The organism is Kribbella sp. NPDC023855 (genome assembly GCF_040639475.1).
In the GTDB taxonomy this organism is placed as follows: Bacteria; Actinomycetota; Actinomycetes; order Propionibacteriales; family Kribbellaceae; genus Kribbella.
Genome location: NZ_JBFAAA010000001.1, coordinates 466,840 through 480,866 on the forward strand (window position 1 = coordinate 466,840; position 14,027 = coordinate 480,866).

General features: G+C 68.9%; 15 protein-coding genes. 12 read left to right on the plus strand and 3 right to left on the minus strand.

All coding sequences use genetic code 11. From position 1 onward, the window contains the following. Nucleotides 1-8 precede the first annotated feature (8 nt). From AB0F51_RS02105 to AB0F51_RS02140, 8 genes are all read left to right on the plus strand, one after another. Nucleotides 9-881, plus strand: coding sequence for a fumarylacetoacetate hydrolase family protein (locus tag AB0F51_RS02105; protein ID WP_360272658.1), 873 nt, complete (start codon nt 9-11; stop codon nt 879-881). After that, complete coding sequence (locus AB0F51_RS02110; RefSeq protein ID WP_360272660.1) at nt 878-1,585, plus strand: GntR family transcriptional regulator; 708 nt, start codon at nt 878-880, stop codon at nt 1,583-1,585. Before AB0F51_RS02105 ends, AB0F51_RS02110 begins: the two co-directional genes overlap by 4 nt. Next, nucleotides 1,582-2,316, plus strand: coding sequence for an SDR family NAD(P)-dependent oxidoreductase (locus AB0F51_RS02115; protein ID WP_360272663.1), 735 nt, complete (start codon nt 1,582-1,584; stop codon nt 2,314-2,316). The genes AB0F51_RS02110 and AB0F51_RS02115 overlap by 4 nt, the downstream gene beginning before the upstream one ends. Then, entirely contained in the window at nt 2,317-3,909 is a 1,593-nt protein-coding gene (locus tag AB0F51_RS02120; protein WP_360272665.1) for an FAD-dependent monooxygenase, read from the plus strand. It begins immediately after the preceding gene. Then, complete coding sequence (locus AB0F51_RS02125) at nt 3,909-4,301, plus strand: cupin domain-containing protein (RefSeq protein ID WP_360272668.1); 393 nt, start codon at nt 3,909-3,911, stop codon at nt 4,299-4,301. The genes AB0F51_RS02120 and AB0F51_RS02125 overlap by 1 nt, the downstream gene beginning before the upstream one ends. Beyond that, nucleotides 4,291-5,292: an amidohydrolase family protein gene (locus AB0F51_RS02130; protein ID WP_360272671.1), complete on the plus strand. Its 1,002-nt coding sequence runs from the start codon at nt 4,291-4,293 to the stop codon at nt 5,290-5,292. The genes AB0F51_RS02125 and AB0F51_RS02130 overlap by 11 nt, the downstream gene beginning before the upstream one ends. 94 nt (nt 5,293-5,386) lie before the next feature. Further along, a complete protein-coding gene (locus tag AB0F51_RS02135) occupies nt 5,387-6,349 on the plus strand; it encodes a zinc-binding alcohol dehydrogenase family protein (protein WP_360272674.1) in 963 nt (320 codons plus the stop codon). 118 nt (nt 6,350-6,467) lie between these two features. Next, on the plus strand, nt 6,468-7,160 hold the full coding sequence (locus AB0F51_RS02140; RefSeq protein WP_360272677.1) for a GntR family transcriptional regulator: 693 nt from the start codon (nt 6,468-6,470) through the stop codon (nt 7,158-7,160). Between the two features lie 141 nt (nt 7,161-7,301). On the opposite strand, the gene AB0F51_RS02145 is transcribed toward AB0F51_RS02140, so the two are convergent. Continuing rightward, nucleotides 7,302-7,766 (minus strand): PPOX class F420-dependent oxidoreductase, encoded by a 465-nt coding sequence (locus tag AB0F51_RS02145; protein WP_360272679.1) that lies wholly within the window; start codon nt 7,764-7,766, stop codon nt 7,302-7,304. 38 nt (nt 7,767-7,804) lie between these two features. After that, nucleotides 7,805-8,185: a hypothetical protein gene (locus AB0F51_RS02150; RefSeq protein WP_360272682.1), complete on the minus strand. Its 381-nt coding sequence runs from the start codon at nt 8,183-8,185 to the stop codon at nt 7,805-7,807. Between the two features lie 104 nt (nt 8,186-8,289). Here AB0F51_RS02150 and AB0F51_RS02155 point away from each other — a divergent pair, with 104 nt between their 5' ends. Then, the gene (locus AB0F51_RS02155; RefSeq protein WP_360272685.1) at nt 8,290-9,114 is read left to right on the plus strand and encodes a hypothetical protein; all 825 of its coding nucleotides are present in this window, start codon (nt 8,290-8,292) and stop codon (nt 9,112-9,114) included. 241 nt (nt 9,115-9,355) lie between these two features. Further along, nucleotides 9,356-11,005 (plus strand): DNA polymerase Y family protein, encoded by a 1,650-nt coding sequence (locus AB0F51_RS02160; protein ID WP_360272688.1) that lies wholly within the window; start codon nt 9,356-9,358, stop codon nt 11,003-11,005. Between the two features lie 249 nt (nt 11,006-11,254). Here the strand turns inward: AB0F51_RS02160 and AB0F51_RS02165 are convergent, their stop codons facing one another. Further along, the gene (locus tag AB0F51_RS02165) at nt 11,255-11,977 is read right to left on the minus strand and encodes a helix-turn-helix domain-containing protein (RefSeq protein ID WP_360272691.1); all 723 of its coding nucleotides are present in this window, start codon (nt 11,975-11,977) and stop codon (nt 11,255-11,257) included. Nucleotides 11,978-12,079: 102 nt separating this feature from the next. On the opposite strand from AB0F51_RS02165, the gene AB0F51_RS02170 reads away from it, so the two are divergent. After that, complete coding sequence (locus tag AB0F51_RS02170; protein ID WP_360272694.1) at nt 12,080-13,099, plus strand: aldo/keto reductase; 1,020 nt, start codon at nt 12,080-12,082, stop codon at nt 13,097-13,099. A gap of 23 nt (nt 13,100-13,122) precedes the next feature. Continuing rightward, nucleotides 13,123-13,986 carry an LLM class flavin-dependent oxidoreductase gene (locus AB0F51_RS02175; RefSeq protein WP_360272696.1) on the plus strand — a complete coding sequence of 288 codons (864 nt, stop codon included), beginning with the start codon at nt 13,123-13,125 and terminating at the stop codon, nt 13,984-13,986. Nucleotides 13,987-14,027 lie beyond the last annotated feature (41 nt).

Genomic DNA, 14,027 nt, shown 5'->3' on the forward strand with positions numbered 1-14,027 from the left:
GACCTGAGATGAGGTTCGTGACGATCGAACACGCCGGGCGGGAGCTTCCCGGCGTACTGGACGGTGAGGACGTCGTCCTGCTGGATGCGGCCGACCTGGTCTCGGTGATCGAGGCGGGTCCGGCCGGGCTGGTTGCCGTCCGCAATCAATTTGCCATGGCCGAACGGTTGCCGTTGGCATCGGTCCGGTTGTGCGCGCCGTTGCGGCGGTTCCGCCGGGACATCCTGTGCACCGGCTGGAACTACTGGGACCACTTCGAGGAGAGCAAGGGCAAGCGCGAGGGCCAGGACGTCGACCGCCCCGAGCACCCGACCTTCTTCACCAAGGGCCCTGACGTCGTGATCGGCCCGTACGACGAGATCGCGTACGACCCGGCGATCTCGGCCAAGTGGGACTACGAGGCCGAGCTCGCGCTGGTGATCGGCAAGACCGGCCGCAGCATCCCCGTCGCCGATGCGCTCGACCACGTCTGGGGCTACACGCTGGCCAACGACGTGTCGCAGCGGGACCTGCAGCGTCAGCACGGCGGCCAGTGGCTCAAGGGCAAGAGCATCGACCAGACCATGCCACTCGGGCCGTGGATCGTGACGGCCGATGAGTTCGGCGACCCGCAGGACGTACACCTGCAGTGCCTGCTGAACGGTGTGGTGATGCAGGACGCGTCGACCAAGCAGATGGCATACGACGTGGCGACGCTGATCAGTGAGCTCTCGTTCGGGATGACCCTGCGCCCTGGTGACCTGCTGCTGACAGGGACGCCTGCAGGGATCGGCAACGCGCGGGAGCCGCAGGTGTTCCTGGCGGAAGGCGACGAGGTGGTGACGCGGGCCGACAAGATCGGCGAGCTGCGCAACACCCTGGTACGCCGGGACCTCGCATGAGCAACCGACTAGCGCTGCTGCCCGGCGGCGGCCGTGGTGGTCGCCGTACGTTGGCCGAGACCGCAGCAGCCGAGCTGCACCAACTCATCCTGTCCGGTGAGCTTCCGAGCGGTACTCCGCTCCGGCTGGTCGAGCTGGCCAACCGCCTCGAGATGAGCCAGATGCCTGTGCGGGAAGGCCTCCGCCGGCTTGAGGCGCTCGGACTGGTCGACATCATCCCGCACAAGGGCGCTTGGGTGCGCGAGCTGTCGATCGCGGACCTGCATGACACCCACGAGACCCGGCTGGCGCTGGAGAGCCTCGCAGTACGGGCTGCTGCTGAGCACTTCAGCGAGGAGGATGCAGAGAAGGCCCGTACTGCGCTGGACGAGCTCCTGCAGCTCTCGCGGTCGGAGGACTCCATCGGAGCGCGGCAGGCGCACGCGGACTTCCACTTCGCCCTGTACCGGGCCGGTGGGTCGCAGTGGCTTGCGCGTGCCATCGAGCCGGTGTGGCAGAACAGTGAGCGCTACCGGTTCGGGAGCCGCCAGACCGCCTTCCAGATCGAGCGGAACCGGCAGGAGCACCAGGCGATCCTGGATGCCTGTATCGCCCGCGACGCCGACGCTGCCGAGCAGGCTCTGCGCAACCACCTGGCTGGCGCAGTACAGCGGATCACCGAGACGATGACCTCCAAGAGCTCCCAGCGCGAGGGGACGTCATGAAGGTGAGATTCGACGCGACCGGCGAGGTTGTCGTCATCACAGGTGGAGCGCACGGCATCGGCGCCGCACTGGCCTCCGCAGTGGCCGGCTGCGGCGGTACTGCGGTGGTTTTCGACATCACCCGTGGGCTCGGTCTTGCCGGTGTCGAGTACGTGGAGGTAGACGTCTCGGACCGGGAGGCCGTGCTCAAGGCGGTCAGTGGCGTGGTCGAGCGGCACGGCCGGATCGACGGGCTGGTCGCCGGGGCCGCAGTACAGCCGCGTGCTGCTGTGCTCGACACCGATCCCGAGCAGTGGACCCAGACGCTCAAGGTGAACCTGGACGGCGTCGTCTGGGTCTGCCAGGCGGTGGTCCCGCACATGGTGGAGCGGCGTACCGGGTCCGTGATCGTGTTCACCTCGGGGATCGCGGCGACCGGGTTCCCGGGTGCGGCAGCGTACGCGTCGAGCAAGGCGGCACTGGGGGCCTTCGCCCGGACACTGGCCGCCGAAGTCGCGCAGTACCGGGTGCGGGTGAACGTGATCGCGCCGGGGGTGATCGACACCGAGCAGTTCCGCTCTGCGAACATCGGTGCGGACCTGGAGCACTGGCGTGCCACGACCGGGATCGGCGACCCCGAGGATGTGGTCGGACCGTTGCTCTTCCTGTTGTCCGACGCGGCGGCGATGACCGGCTCGCAGCTGACCCGCGAGCGCGCCTTCGCCCGGCTAGACACCTTCAAGGAGTCCTGAGTGAGCGCTGACCACCAGCTGCCCGTCGCCGTCGTCGGCGCCGGGCCGATCGGCCTGACGACGGCGCTCGGCCTGGCCCACTACGGCGTGCCGTTCGTGCTGCTCGAGGAGGACGCGGTGCTCTCCTCGGACACCAAGGCGGGTACGACGCTGACCCGGACGCTGGAGATCTGGGACCGGTACGGCGCACTGGAGGGCATCGTCGAGGCCGCGCTGCGGATCGACGAGATCGGCGACATCGACCGGGCCACCAACACTCCCCGGGCATCGGTCCAGCTGGCCGAGCTGGTCAACGACACGCAGTACCCGTTCGTGATCAACCTGCCCCAGCAGCACATGGAGCCGATCCTGGAGGCTGCGCTGGAGCGGTCCGGTGGAGCTGGTGCTGTGCGCAAGCAGCACCGGCTGGAGTCCTTCGAGGTCCTCGACGACCGGGTGGTCCTGACGGTCTCCACCCCGGACGGGGTGCAGGAGATCGAGGCGTCGCACCTGCTGGCCTGCGACGGCGGCCGGAGCAGGGTGCGGGACGCGCTGGGCGCCACGGTGACGGGGGAGACCCTGCCCGAGCGGTACATGCTGATCGACGTGGTGGTCGACCTGGACGTCTCGAACGCCCGCGACTACCCGTACCTGGCCTACTTCTCCGACCGGTCCGAGTGGATGGTGCTGATCCGGCAGCCCAACTGCTGGCGGTTCCTCTTCCCGCTGGCCGCCGGTGCGGACAAGCCGGGTGAAGAGGACATGCTGGTGAAGGTCAAGCAGTTCATCGGCGAGGTGGACCGGATCGAGCTGCTCGGCTCGGTCGTCTACAACGTGCATCACCGGGTGGCCGACCGCTGGTCCGCCGAGCGCAAGGTGTTCCTGATGGGCGATGCGGCGCACCTGATCACTCCGATGTGGGCGCTGGGCCTCAACACGGGCGCGCTGGATGCGTCGAACCTACCGTGGCGACTGGCCTGGGTACTGCGCGGCTGGGCCGACCCGTCGCTACTGGACGGGTACGAGCAGGAGCAGCGGCCAGTGGCGATCAACGGGTCGGGCGAGATGGCCGAGGCTGCCCGCAAGTACATGTCCCACCAGCGAGGCGCTGTGACCGCAGCCGGGAGCGACTGGGCGACGGCGTACACGCGCACGCTGCTCGGCGTACGGCTGGATGTGGACGGGGAGGGCGACTGGTCGATGGTGATGACCAGTGCTGAGCCGCCTGCCGTGCGGGCCGGTGACAGAGCGCCTGACCTGGCGTTGCAGGGTCCACGTGGCAGGCAGACTATCCACGGGTTGTGTCGCGACTCCTTCGTCGCGCTGTACTTCACCGACGTACGGCGGCGGCCTGCTGTGCCGGTCAACGACTCGCCTGCGCTGAAGCACTACGCGGTGTCGCGGTGGGATGCACCGCTGGACTCTGGTCTGCGCGACCGCTCGCTGTTCGATCCGGGCAGCATCGCGACCAGCCGGTACGGCGTACCGGCTGACACCGTCGTGCTGGTTCGGCCGGACGGGCATATCGCTGCAGTGGCTCCTATGTCGGCTGGTGTGGCCGAGGAGCTCTACACGGGGATCACTGGTCGCCCGGTACCGCGGGAGGGTGTCTGATGAGCTCCTTCGACGAGCAGTTGAGCGAGGTGCTGCTGCAGACGGACGACCTGGAGTGGGTCGAGAAGTCGCTGGCCGGGCTGTCGCACAAGATGCTGTGGCGGGACGAGGAGTCGGAGGCGTCGATCGCGCTGGTCCGCTTCGAGAAGGGCTCCGGGATTCCGGAGGCGCACCAGCACGCGTCGAACCAGTTCATGTTCTGTCTGTCCGGCCGGTACGTGTACCTGCCGACCGGTACGACTCTCACCAAGGGCAGCTTCTACTGGAACCCCAAGGGCGTCGTGCACGGGCCGACCCTGGCGGAGGAGACCTCTATCCTGCTCGAGGTGTACGACGGGCCGCACTACCCGGTGCGGCCGTCGTTCTACGACAACGACGAGGATGCCCGCTGACATGGCCGGCTGGGACGTCCACACTCACCTGATACCGCCGACTGTGCTCGCGGCGGCCTATCAGGGGTTGTTCGGGCTTGCTGTGGACGATGGCTTCCTGCTGGTCGATGGTGAGCGGCTGCCGCTGAAGCGGCTTGCTGATCCCGCTGCACTGCTGGCATGGGTCGACGAGCAGGAGCTGGACGGGGCTGTGGTCTCTGTGCCACCTGCGCTGTTCCGCTACGACCAAGGCGTCGAGTGGGCCGACCTGGTCAACCAGGGGCTGCGGGAGCTGGCTACGCCGCAGCTGCGCGTGCTCGGGCAGCTGCCGCTCCACGACCCATCCGCTGCAGCCGTTGCGTCCGCACTGGCGAGCGAGGGCGTCTTCAGCGGCTTCGCCCTCGGCACTGCGGGCCTCACCGGGCTGGACAGTGGGGCCGGGGTGGCCGCTGGGGCCGGGCCAGCCTCTGGGGCCGGGCCGGCCGGTACTGCGGCGGTGGCTGGGCTGGACGCCGTGTGGGAGGCGCTCCATGAGTTGGAGGCCTTCACCTTGATTCACCCGAGCCACAGCCACGACGAGCGCCTCGGCAGGTACTACCTGTCGAACCTGCTCGGAAACCCTTACGAAACGGGGCTTGCCGTGGCGGAGCTGGTGTTCGGGGATGTTGTCGGGCGCTTCCCTGGGATCAGGTTCTGCCTGTGCCACGGCGGCGGCGTCACGGCCGCGCTGGCAGGCCGGTGGCAGCGCGGGATCGACACAGCACGACCAGGGATCGGACCACTCTCGCTGTCGGTGCCGGAGGCGCTGCAGCGGTTCTATGTGGACGACCTGGTGCACGACGACGGCGTACGAGTGTTGCTGGGGGCGACCTTCGGTGCGGATCGGGTGCTGGCCGGGAGCGACTGGCCCTTCCCGATGGGCGATCAGGTGGACCGAGGCCGGGCGGCGGCTCGATCAACGGTGTGCGAGCAGCTCACCCGGCCGCTGAAGAAGGGGGGCGTTTCGCCGTGAACAGGACTTTTCTGCAGGACCGAGATGTGATCAGATATCAAATCCACAGGCCCAATGCAGGGTTGACCGACACGGGGATGAGCGGGGTGGCTGGATGAGCGCGCGAGGGGGCCTGGTGCTTCGCTGCTATGGGCCCGGCCAGCAGCTGAAGGTCGAGGAGCTGGAGCTTGCCGCCGGTGAAGGCGAGACGCTGGTGGAGATGCAGTACTCCGCTGTCACGCAGCTCGACCGGACAGTGCTGGCCGGCAAGCTGGCCCAGCAACTGCAGCCGCCGTTCGTCCCGGGATCCGAGGGCGCCGGCGTAGTGGTGAGCTCAGGCGTCTATGCGGCCGGTACGCCGGTGGTGGTCCGGGGCGGAGGGCTGGGGGTCTCCCGGCCTGGGACGTGGGGACAGCTGGCCGTAGTACCGGATGCGTCGGTGCATTTGTTGCCCAGTGGGCTGGACCCGGCTTCTGCTGTGGCGATGCTGGCTCCTGCGTTGACCGCGCACACCGCAGTACGGCGGGTCGGTCAGATCGTGCAGAACGAGACGGTTGTCGTCACCGGCGTCACCGGGCTGGTCGGCCAACTGTGTGCCGCCGTGGCCCGGGCGGCTGGGGCGATGAAGGTGATTGGACTAGCCCGCAGTGACGAGTCCGTGGAGATGCTGGACGGCCTGGTCGACCAGATCGTGCGGGTCGACGAGCTGGGCCAGGTAGGTCGCGAGCTGCCCTGGTGCAACGCAGTGATCGACACTGTCGGCGGTCCGGTCACCAGTGGGGTGATGAGCCACATCACGCCGGGCGGACGGCTGGTGGCGCTCGGCTACACGGCGGGGGAGTTCGCCACCCTTGACCTGCACCAGCTGATCGGCCGGGACCTGCGGGTGCTGCCGGTGAACATGCAGCGGACCACGATCGAGGCCGGCACCGTCACCGGCGTACTGACCGACATCGCGCCGTCACGGGTGCGGCCGGCGCTCGAGATCCTCGCGGCGCCGCAGGTGGAGGCGGCACTGGACCTGCTGGCCGCCGGGCCCGCGGACAGGCGGGTGCTGCTCGATCTCACCCGGTTCTGAGCCGCCGCGGCGGGTAATCGGCGAGTGCCGGAGGGTAGATGTGCCGCAGATCGCCCACGGCCAGCTACGGTTACCTCCCAGACGCGGTGCAGTGGAGGAGAGAGGCAGCCCACACCCCATGACCCGACGACTCGAGCTCACGCCCGGGGGACCGAGCGGCCGGCGCACACTCGCGGAGGAAGCCGCCGCCGAGCTGCACGAGCTGATCCTGTCCGGTGAGCTCCCGAGCGGTACCGCGCTGCGGCTGGAGGAACTGGCCAAGCGACTCGACATGAGCCAGATGCCGATCCGCGAGGGATTGCGGCGGATGCAGGCCCTCGGGCTGGTCGAGATCGTGCCGCACAAGGGCGCCTGGGTGCGCGAGCTGTCGATGGAGGACCTCCGCGACACCCACGAGACCCGGCTCGCGCTGGAGACCCTCGCAGTACGGGCTGCGGCGAGCCGCTTCACCGATGCGGACGCGACGCTGGCCAGGGCGGCCCTGGCCGAGCATGTGCGGCTGTCGAAGGTGGGCGACATCATCGCCTCGCGTCAGGCGCACACAGAGTTCCACTTCGCGATCTACCGGGCCGGCGGCTCACGGTGGTTGCCGAGGGCGATCGAGCCGGTGTGGCAGAACAGTGAGCGGTACAGGTTCGGCTCACGGCAGACGAAGGCCCGGATCGAGCAGACCCGCCGCGAGCACCAGGCGATCCTCGACGCCTGCCTGGCCCACGACGAGCCCGGCGCCGAAGCCGCGCTGCGCGAACACCTCGAAGGCGCCATGCAACGCATCACCGAAACCATGGCCCGCCGCTACACCAAAGACTGACGACTCCGAGAGACGCGGGGACAGCCGCCGCGGGCTCGGCGCTTGTTGCAACTACTGCGGCGCAGCGGCGGGAAGCTCGGACGGGCATGTCCGCCGCAAATGAGCGTGCAGCAACCACAGGCGGGCGTAGTACGGGGTGATTTACTCCGCCAAGTGGGCGGGGAAGCCGCCGGTGGCGACCGGGCCCCAGCGTTCAGGAGTGATGCGGATCAGGCACTTGCCCTGTTTGCGCATCGCCTCGCGGTACTCCTCCCAGTCCGGGTGTTCGCCGGAGATCGAGCGGAAGTACTCGACCAGCGGCTCGATCGCGTCCGGCAGGTCGATCACCTCGCCGCTGCCGTCGATCTGCACCCACGGGCCGTTCCAGTCGTCGGAGAGCACCACCACGCTGGCCTGCGCGTCCCGCTTCACGTTGTTGCTCTTGGCCCGTTCCGGGTACGACGAGATGACGATCCGGCCCTCGGGATCGACTCCACCCGACACCGGCGAGGCCTGCGGCGTACCGTCCGCGCGGCGGGTGATCAACAGCATGTGGTGGCGCGGACGGACGAACTCCAGCAGCGCGTCGGTGTCGACCTGGGTGTTGGTGGCAATCGATCTCGGCATGGCTCTACCCTCTCAGATCCCGTCGCCCCGCCGGGGGTTCAGTGCGCAGCAGTTTCCTGCACGCTCAGCCAGCGCACGCCGTACCGGGCAGTGGGATCAGTGACCAGTACTGCGGTGGAGCGTCGCGACGTGCCGATCGAGTGCACCTCGAGGAACCGGCAGACGGCCACCTCGGCGGTCCGGATCGCCACCTCGAACTCCTCGATCCCGATCGTCAGACCCGGTACTGCGTTGTTGCTGCCGGCCAGCGCCTGGGTCAGAGCCTTGAGGTCGAGCTTGCCTCCGTCGATGGTCACGAGCGTGAACTCCGGCAGATGAGCGGCCTGGATCGTGTCGAGCAGAGCCGGCTCGGCCTCGCTGCCCAGCCAGCGGGCCAGATCGTCGTGGTGCTGCTCGACCTCGGCCAGAAGCTCCTTCACACGCGGTCCTTTCTCGACCCTTCGCAACGCCCGTGAGTCTAGTTGTCCACAGCTCGCCGGGCGGCCGATTGACAGGAGTCGAACAGGTGTTCGAACATGGGGGTGTGACGGGGACTTCTGCTGCTGAGCTGCCCGCGCGTCCGGCTGATCGGAGCCCGGTGACCGCGCTGGATCAAGCGCGCACACTGCTCGCCCGGGCCAAGGAGCAGAAGGCCGCGCGGCTCCGGGAGGCGTCGGACGAGCGGGTGACGCCGACCGTGCTGGCGCCCCGGACGACCGAGACGCGTGTCCAGCAAGCGCTGGACACGGCCACCGTCGACCGGGCACTGCCTACTCTGCCAGCCATCTCCGACCTTTTGCCCGGATCCGTACTGCGAGGTGGCGCGGTGTACTCCGTGCGCGGGTCGACGGCGCTGGTGATGGCGATGATGGCGGGGCCGTCCGCCGAGGGCGCCTGGTGCGGAGTGGTCGGGATGCCCTCGTTCGGGGCGGAAGCGGCACGCGGGCTCGGCGTCGATCTCGAGCGGCTGGTGCTCGTGCCCGATCCGGAGCGGGACTGGCTGAGCGTCGTCGCCGCCCTGGTCGACGCCCTGACGGTCGTGGTGGTCCGGCCGCCGGGGGAGGTCACGCCGGGGGAGGCATCCCGGCTGTCGGCCCGGCTGCGGACCAGGGGAGCGATGCTGATCGCGGTCGGCTCCTGGCCGGGCAGCGAAGCCCGCCTGGAAGTGCAGACCAACACCTGGACCGGCCTGGGCGAAGGCGAGGGCTACCTGACCGGCCGCCAAGCCACCGTCGCAGTCACCGGCCGAGGCGCCGCCGTCCGCCCCCAACAACACCACCTCTGGCTCCCAGCCCCCGACGGCACCATCCGCCCAGCCACCTCATCCATCCCCCAACAAACCCCCATCCCCTGGGAAGCCGTCAGCTAATGCCCATCCACACCCGTCGCCCCACACCTCGCCATCCCCAGACCATGCCTACTCATTCACGACCTGCCTCGCGTCCGCGCCCGAGGGTTGTTCCTCCGGAGCCGCTTGTTCCAGAGACGGTTGTCGGTCGGGAAGAGTTGGTGTCGCTCGAAGCTGAGGCTCTTGCTTCTGCTGCGGGGAGTTGTTCGGCCGAGCTGGTCCGCCTGCTCGAAGACGTCGCCCACCGGGGAGTCATCGGCTGATGAGCACACTCCGTACTACGCCACCGCTCCACCCGGAGCCTGCTTCGCCTGCCAACCAGCCGGAGCGAGGAAGCCGGGTGATGGTGGTGTGGATACCCGACTGGCCGGTCACCGCGGCTGCTGTGGCGGCCGGGTGTTCGCCGGATGCGCCGCTCGCAGTACTGGCGAAGGGGCGGGTGCTGGCCAGTTCGGCGAGTGCCAGAGCCGAAGGGGTACGCCGTGGGCTGCGGGCGCGGGATGCGCAGTCGAGGTGCCCGGAGTTGGTGGTGCTGAAGTACGACCCGGTGATCGACGCCCGCGCCTTTGACCCGGTGATCAGCTGCCTCGAGGCGCTCACGCCAGGCATCCAGGTGATTCGCCCGGGGATGTGTGCCCTGAAGGCTCGCGGACCAAGCAGGTTCTATGGAAGTGAGGCTGCCGCCGCGGAGAAGTTGCTCGACCGGCTCGAGACGTTCGACGTACCGGGTGGGCGGGTCGGAGTCGCCGACGGGCCTTTTGCTGCCGAACAGGCGGCTCGGGCGAGTTCGGCGCGGACGCGGGTGAAGGTGATCCCGGCAGGCGGGTCGGCGGAGTTCCTCGCGCCGCTCACGGTCGACACACTCGAGCGGCCCGCGCTCACCGACCTGCTCCGCCGGCTCGGGCTGCGGTCGCTCGGTGCTTTCGCGCGCCTGCCCGCGACCGAAGTACTGACCAGGTTCGGACCGGACGGCGAGTTTGCGCATCGGCTGGCCCGTGGTGACGACGACCGCCCGGTCGTTGCCCGGCAGGCGCCTCCCGAGCTGGCCCGCAAACTCGACTTCGAGCCGCCTGTGGATCGCGTCGATCAGGTGGCCTTCGCAGTACGGTCCGTGGCCGACGAGCTCATCGAGCAGCTGACCAAGGTCGGTCTCGTCTGCACCACGCTGCGGGTCGAGGTCGGCACCGAGTCGGGTCAGGTGCACGAGCGGGAGTGGTTGCATCCCCGCTGGTTCAGTGCCACCGATCTCGTCGATCGAGTCCGCTGGCAACTGCAGGGCAGCGGTACTGCGACCAGTGAGCTGACGTCGGCGGTGGTGCGGATCCGGCTGCTCCCGGAGCAGGTCGACCCGGTCGGCGCCCATGCCGAAGGTCTCTGGGGAGGCGGCCCGGACGAGCGGATCCACCGGGCGCTGTCCCGGGTGCAGAGCATGCTTGGCCACGGCGGGGTCGTCTCGGTCGTGGTCGGCGGTGGAAGGGGATTCCTGGAGCGTCAGACGCTGGTCCCTTGGGGCGATCGCCCGGTACCGGCCAATCCGCCGGAGCTCCCATGGCCCGGTGCGATCACCGAGACCGGGAGCCGCTGGCCGACCCCGGCACCCAGCTCGGTCTATCCGGTACCGAAACCCGCGGAGGTGCTCTCGGCGGACGGCCGGCGGGTCTCGGTGAGCGCCCGCGGTGTGCTGTCCGGTGCCCCAGCGGCCTTCCGCTTCGAACCCTCACCACAAGTTGCTGATAGCAACAAACTTCACCCGGTCATCGCCTGGGCCGGTCCTTGGCCGGTGGACGAACACTGGTGGGACCCCGCCGCCGAGAACCGCCTGGCCCGCTTCCAGCTGGTAGGCGCCGACGGGCGAGCCTGGCTTTTCGCGGTCCGCAACAACCAGTGGTGGACAGAAGCCAGTTATGACTGATCGCACCACCCGGCATCACCTCCCACCAACCCTCAGACACCACAGGTATTCGGCCGCACGTCAGCCATCTTTCGGCCGGCGGCGCCTGCTCATCGCCCAACGGCAGCGCAACCGGTTTCCCGTCCAGCGTCATCTGTGGATCGCCCGGCGCCATTTGCTCGCCGCGCATCGCCAGCGCCATCGGCTGGCCGCCCAGCACCACCTCTTCTGCGCCCGGCGCCATCTACTGGCCGCCGCGGAGCTGTGGGATCAGGCGGTACGGAGGCCGGCGATCAGGAGATTGACCATGCGGCGGGCGTCGTAGCGGGAATCCCCGTCGGCGCCGATGCACAGGTTGCCTACTCCGCGCATCAGCTCGAAGGCCTCGGTGCCTAGCTGGATCTCGCCGGCTGCCGCGGCGGCGTCGAGTAGCTCGGCGCAGACGGGAACGAGCCGATCGATGAACCGCGCGTGCAGAGTCTGGAAGGCGGCGTCGTCGGAGTGCATCGCCTTGGCCAGACCGTGTTTGGTCACCAGGAAGTCGACGAACAGGTTGATCCAGCTCGCGAGCGCGGCGTGCGGCGTACTGGAGCTGGCCAGCAGTGCCGGGCCGGCCTCGGCGCACGCCTCGATCTGGTGTTCGTAGACGGCGAGGATGAGATCGGCCCGGGTCGGGAAGTGGCGATAGATCGTTCCGACCCCCACGCCGGCCCTGGCCGCGATGTCGCGGACCGGCACGTCAACCCCGGACGCGACGAAGGCCTCCGCTGCCGCATCCAGCAACGTCTTCTCATTGCGCCGCGCATCAGCCCGCTTCCGCGGCGCCGCCGCGTCCCGCCCGCCATCGGACCGCTTCGGCGCAGTCGCGCCGCGCTCGCCCTCGGCCTGCTCCCGCGGCGCAACCGCGTCCCGCCCCGGCGCAGCCGCGTCGCGCCCGGCGGCTGCTCGCTTCCGCGCAGTGGGCATCCCCGAGCTGTCTTTGCTGTCAGCCACGTGCCGCCTCCGGTTGGCAAACGGAACAACGTTCCGTATAGTCGTTAACGGAACATCGTTCCGCTTCCCTCTCATCATGCCAGACCCTTCAGGAGGATCACCATGCAGTACCGCACTCTGGGCCGGACCGGCGTACAGGTCAGCACTCTCGCGCTCGGCGCGATGAACTTCGGCCAGATCGGGCGCACCACCCAGGATGAGGCCACCGCCATCGTCGACGCCGCGCTCGAAGCCGGGATCAACCTCATCGACACCGCCGACATGTACGGCCAAGGTGAGTCCGAGGAGATGGTCGGCAAGGCCATCGCCGGCCGCCGCGACGATGTCGTGCTGGCCACCAAGGCGACCATGCCAATGGGTGCCGAGCGCAACCATCGGGGCAGTTCGCGCCGGTGGATCGTGACCGCTCTCGACGACAGCCTGCGCCGCCTCGGGGTCGAACACATCGATCTCTACCAGATGCATCGGTGGGACCCGGCGACCAGTGACGAGGAGACGCTCTCGGCCCTGACCGATCTGCAACGCGCCGGGAAGATCCGGTACTTCGGCAGCTCGACGTTCCCGGCGTACCGGATCGTGCAGGCTGAGTGGGCCGCCCGGGCGAACCACTTGAGCCGCTATGTCACCGAGCAGCCCAGCTACTCGATCCTCCAACGGGGCATCGAGGCACACGTGCTGCCCGTGACCGCGGAGTACGGACTTGGCGTACTGGCGTGGAGCCCGTTGGCGTCGGGGTGGCTGTCAGGGGCGGTCCGCGAAGGCCGCGAGATCACCACCAGCCGTTCGGCGATCCTGCCGGAACGCTTCGACCTCACCATCCCCGCCAACCGCGCCAGGCTCGAAGCGGTGGAGCGGCTGGCGAAGGTTGCCGACGAGGCAGGGCTGACGATGATCCAGCTCGCACTCGGTTTTGTGACCGCCCATCCAGCCGTCACAAGCGCCATCATCGGCCCCCGCACGCTGGAGCACCTGCACTCACAACTAGCCGCGGCGGACACCGTCCTCTCCGGCGACCTACTCGACGCCATCGACGAAATAGTCACCCCGGGCACCGACTTGGCCCCGCAGGAAAAGTTCGACGCGCCGCCCGCCCTACTCGATCCAGCCCTCCGCCGCCGCTAATCCGCACCGCGAAAGGAAGCCCCATGCCACCGAGTTTCGGGATCATGACCGCCCAGCAACAGGTCCCGTACGCCGAAGTACTCCGCGTCTGGCGTGAGGCGGACGCCATCCCAGCAATCGAGCATGCCTGGCTGTTCGATCACCTGCTCCCGATCGGCGGTGATCCGGACGGCCCGATCCTGGAAGGCTGGACGCTGCTGTCGGCGCTGGCCGCGCAGACCGAGCGCCTGCGTCTCGGCCTGCTCGTGACGAGCAACCGCTTCCGCCCGCCCGCGATGCTGGCCAAGATCGCCGCGACCGTCGACATCGTCTCCGATGGCCGGCTCGACTTCGGCATCGGCGCCGGCTCCCGGCCCAGCTTGCCGGCGGCGCGGCGCGAGTACGACGCCCACGGCCTTCCGTACGACGACGCCGCGCAGGCTGTGGGCAGTCTCGCCGAGGCGTGCACAATCATCCGGCGCCTGTGGACGGAGACCGAGCCGTTCGACTTCAAGGGCAGCTATCACCACCTCGCCGCGGCATTCGGCAACCCGAAGCCTGTCCAGCGGCCGCACCCGCCGATCATGATCGGTGGACGTTCGATGGCGACGCTGCGCGTGGTCGCCGAGCACGCCGACCTCTGGAACCACACCGGCGAAGACCTGGACGATGCTGTCAGCCGCAGCGCGTTACTGGATAAGTACTGCGCCGAGATCGGCCGCGACCCGGCGTCGATCACCCGCTCGATCCACCTGCCGGTGTCCTACCAGCAGCCCGCCGCCACTCGCGAAGCGATCGCCAAGGCCGGCCATGCCGGGTTCCAGCACATCATCCTCAGCCTCCCGGCGCCCTATCCCGCAGGCGTTGCCCAGTGGGTCGCCGACGAACTCATCACCACCTCGGCCTAGCTGTCGATCGGGGCGGTCGCCGTTCGTGTAGAAGGAGAAAG

Bases quoted from the DNA above. Each gene is read 5' to 3' on its own strand.
- AB0F51_RS02105 (WP_360272658.1), top strand. From the start codon at position 9: ATGAGGTTCGTGACGATCGAACACGCCGGGCGGGAGCTTCCCGGCGTA.
- AB0F51_RS02110 (WP_360272660.1), top strand. From the start codon at position 878: ATGAGCAACCGACTAGCGCTGCTGCCCGGCGGCGGCCGTGGTGGTCGC.
- AB0F51_RS02115 (WP_360272663.1), top strand. From the start codon at position 1,582: ATGAAGGTGAGATTCGACGCGACCGGCGAGGTTGTCGTCATCACAGGT.
- AB0F51_RS02125 (WP_360272668.1), top strand. From the start codon at position 3,909: ATGAGCTCCTTCGACGAGCAGTTGAGCGAGGTGCTGCTGCAGACGGAC.
- AB0F51_RS02130 (WP_360272671.1), top strand. From the start codon at position 4,291: ATGCCCGCTGACATGGCCGGCTGGGACGTCCACACTCACCTGATACCG.
- AB0F51_RS02135 (WP_360272674.1), top strand. From the start codon at position 5,387: ATGAGCGCGCGAGGGGGCCTGGTGCTTCGCTGCTATGGGCCCGGCCAG.
- AB0F51_RS02140 (WP_360272677.1), top strand. From the start codon at position 6,468: ATGACCCGACGACTCGAGCTCACGCCCGGGGGACCGAGCGGCCGGCGC.
- AB0F51_RS02145 (WP_360272679.1), bottom strand. From the start codon at position 7,766: ATGCCGAGATCGATTGCCACCAACACCCAGGTCGACACCGACGCGCTG.
- AB0F51_RS02160 (WP_360272688.1), top strand. From the start codon at position 9,356: ATGAGCACACTCCGTACTACGCCACCGCTCCACCCGGAGCCTGCTTCG.
- AB0F51_RS02170 (WP_360272694.1), top strand. From the start codon at position 12,080: ATGCAGTACCGCACTCTGGGCCGGACCGGCGTACAGGTCAGCACTCTC.
- AB0F51_RS02175 (WP_360272696.1), top strand. From the start codon at position 13,123: ATGCCACCGAGTTTCGGGATCATGACCGCCCAGCAACAGGTCCCGTAC.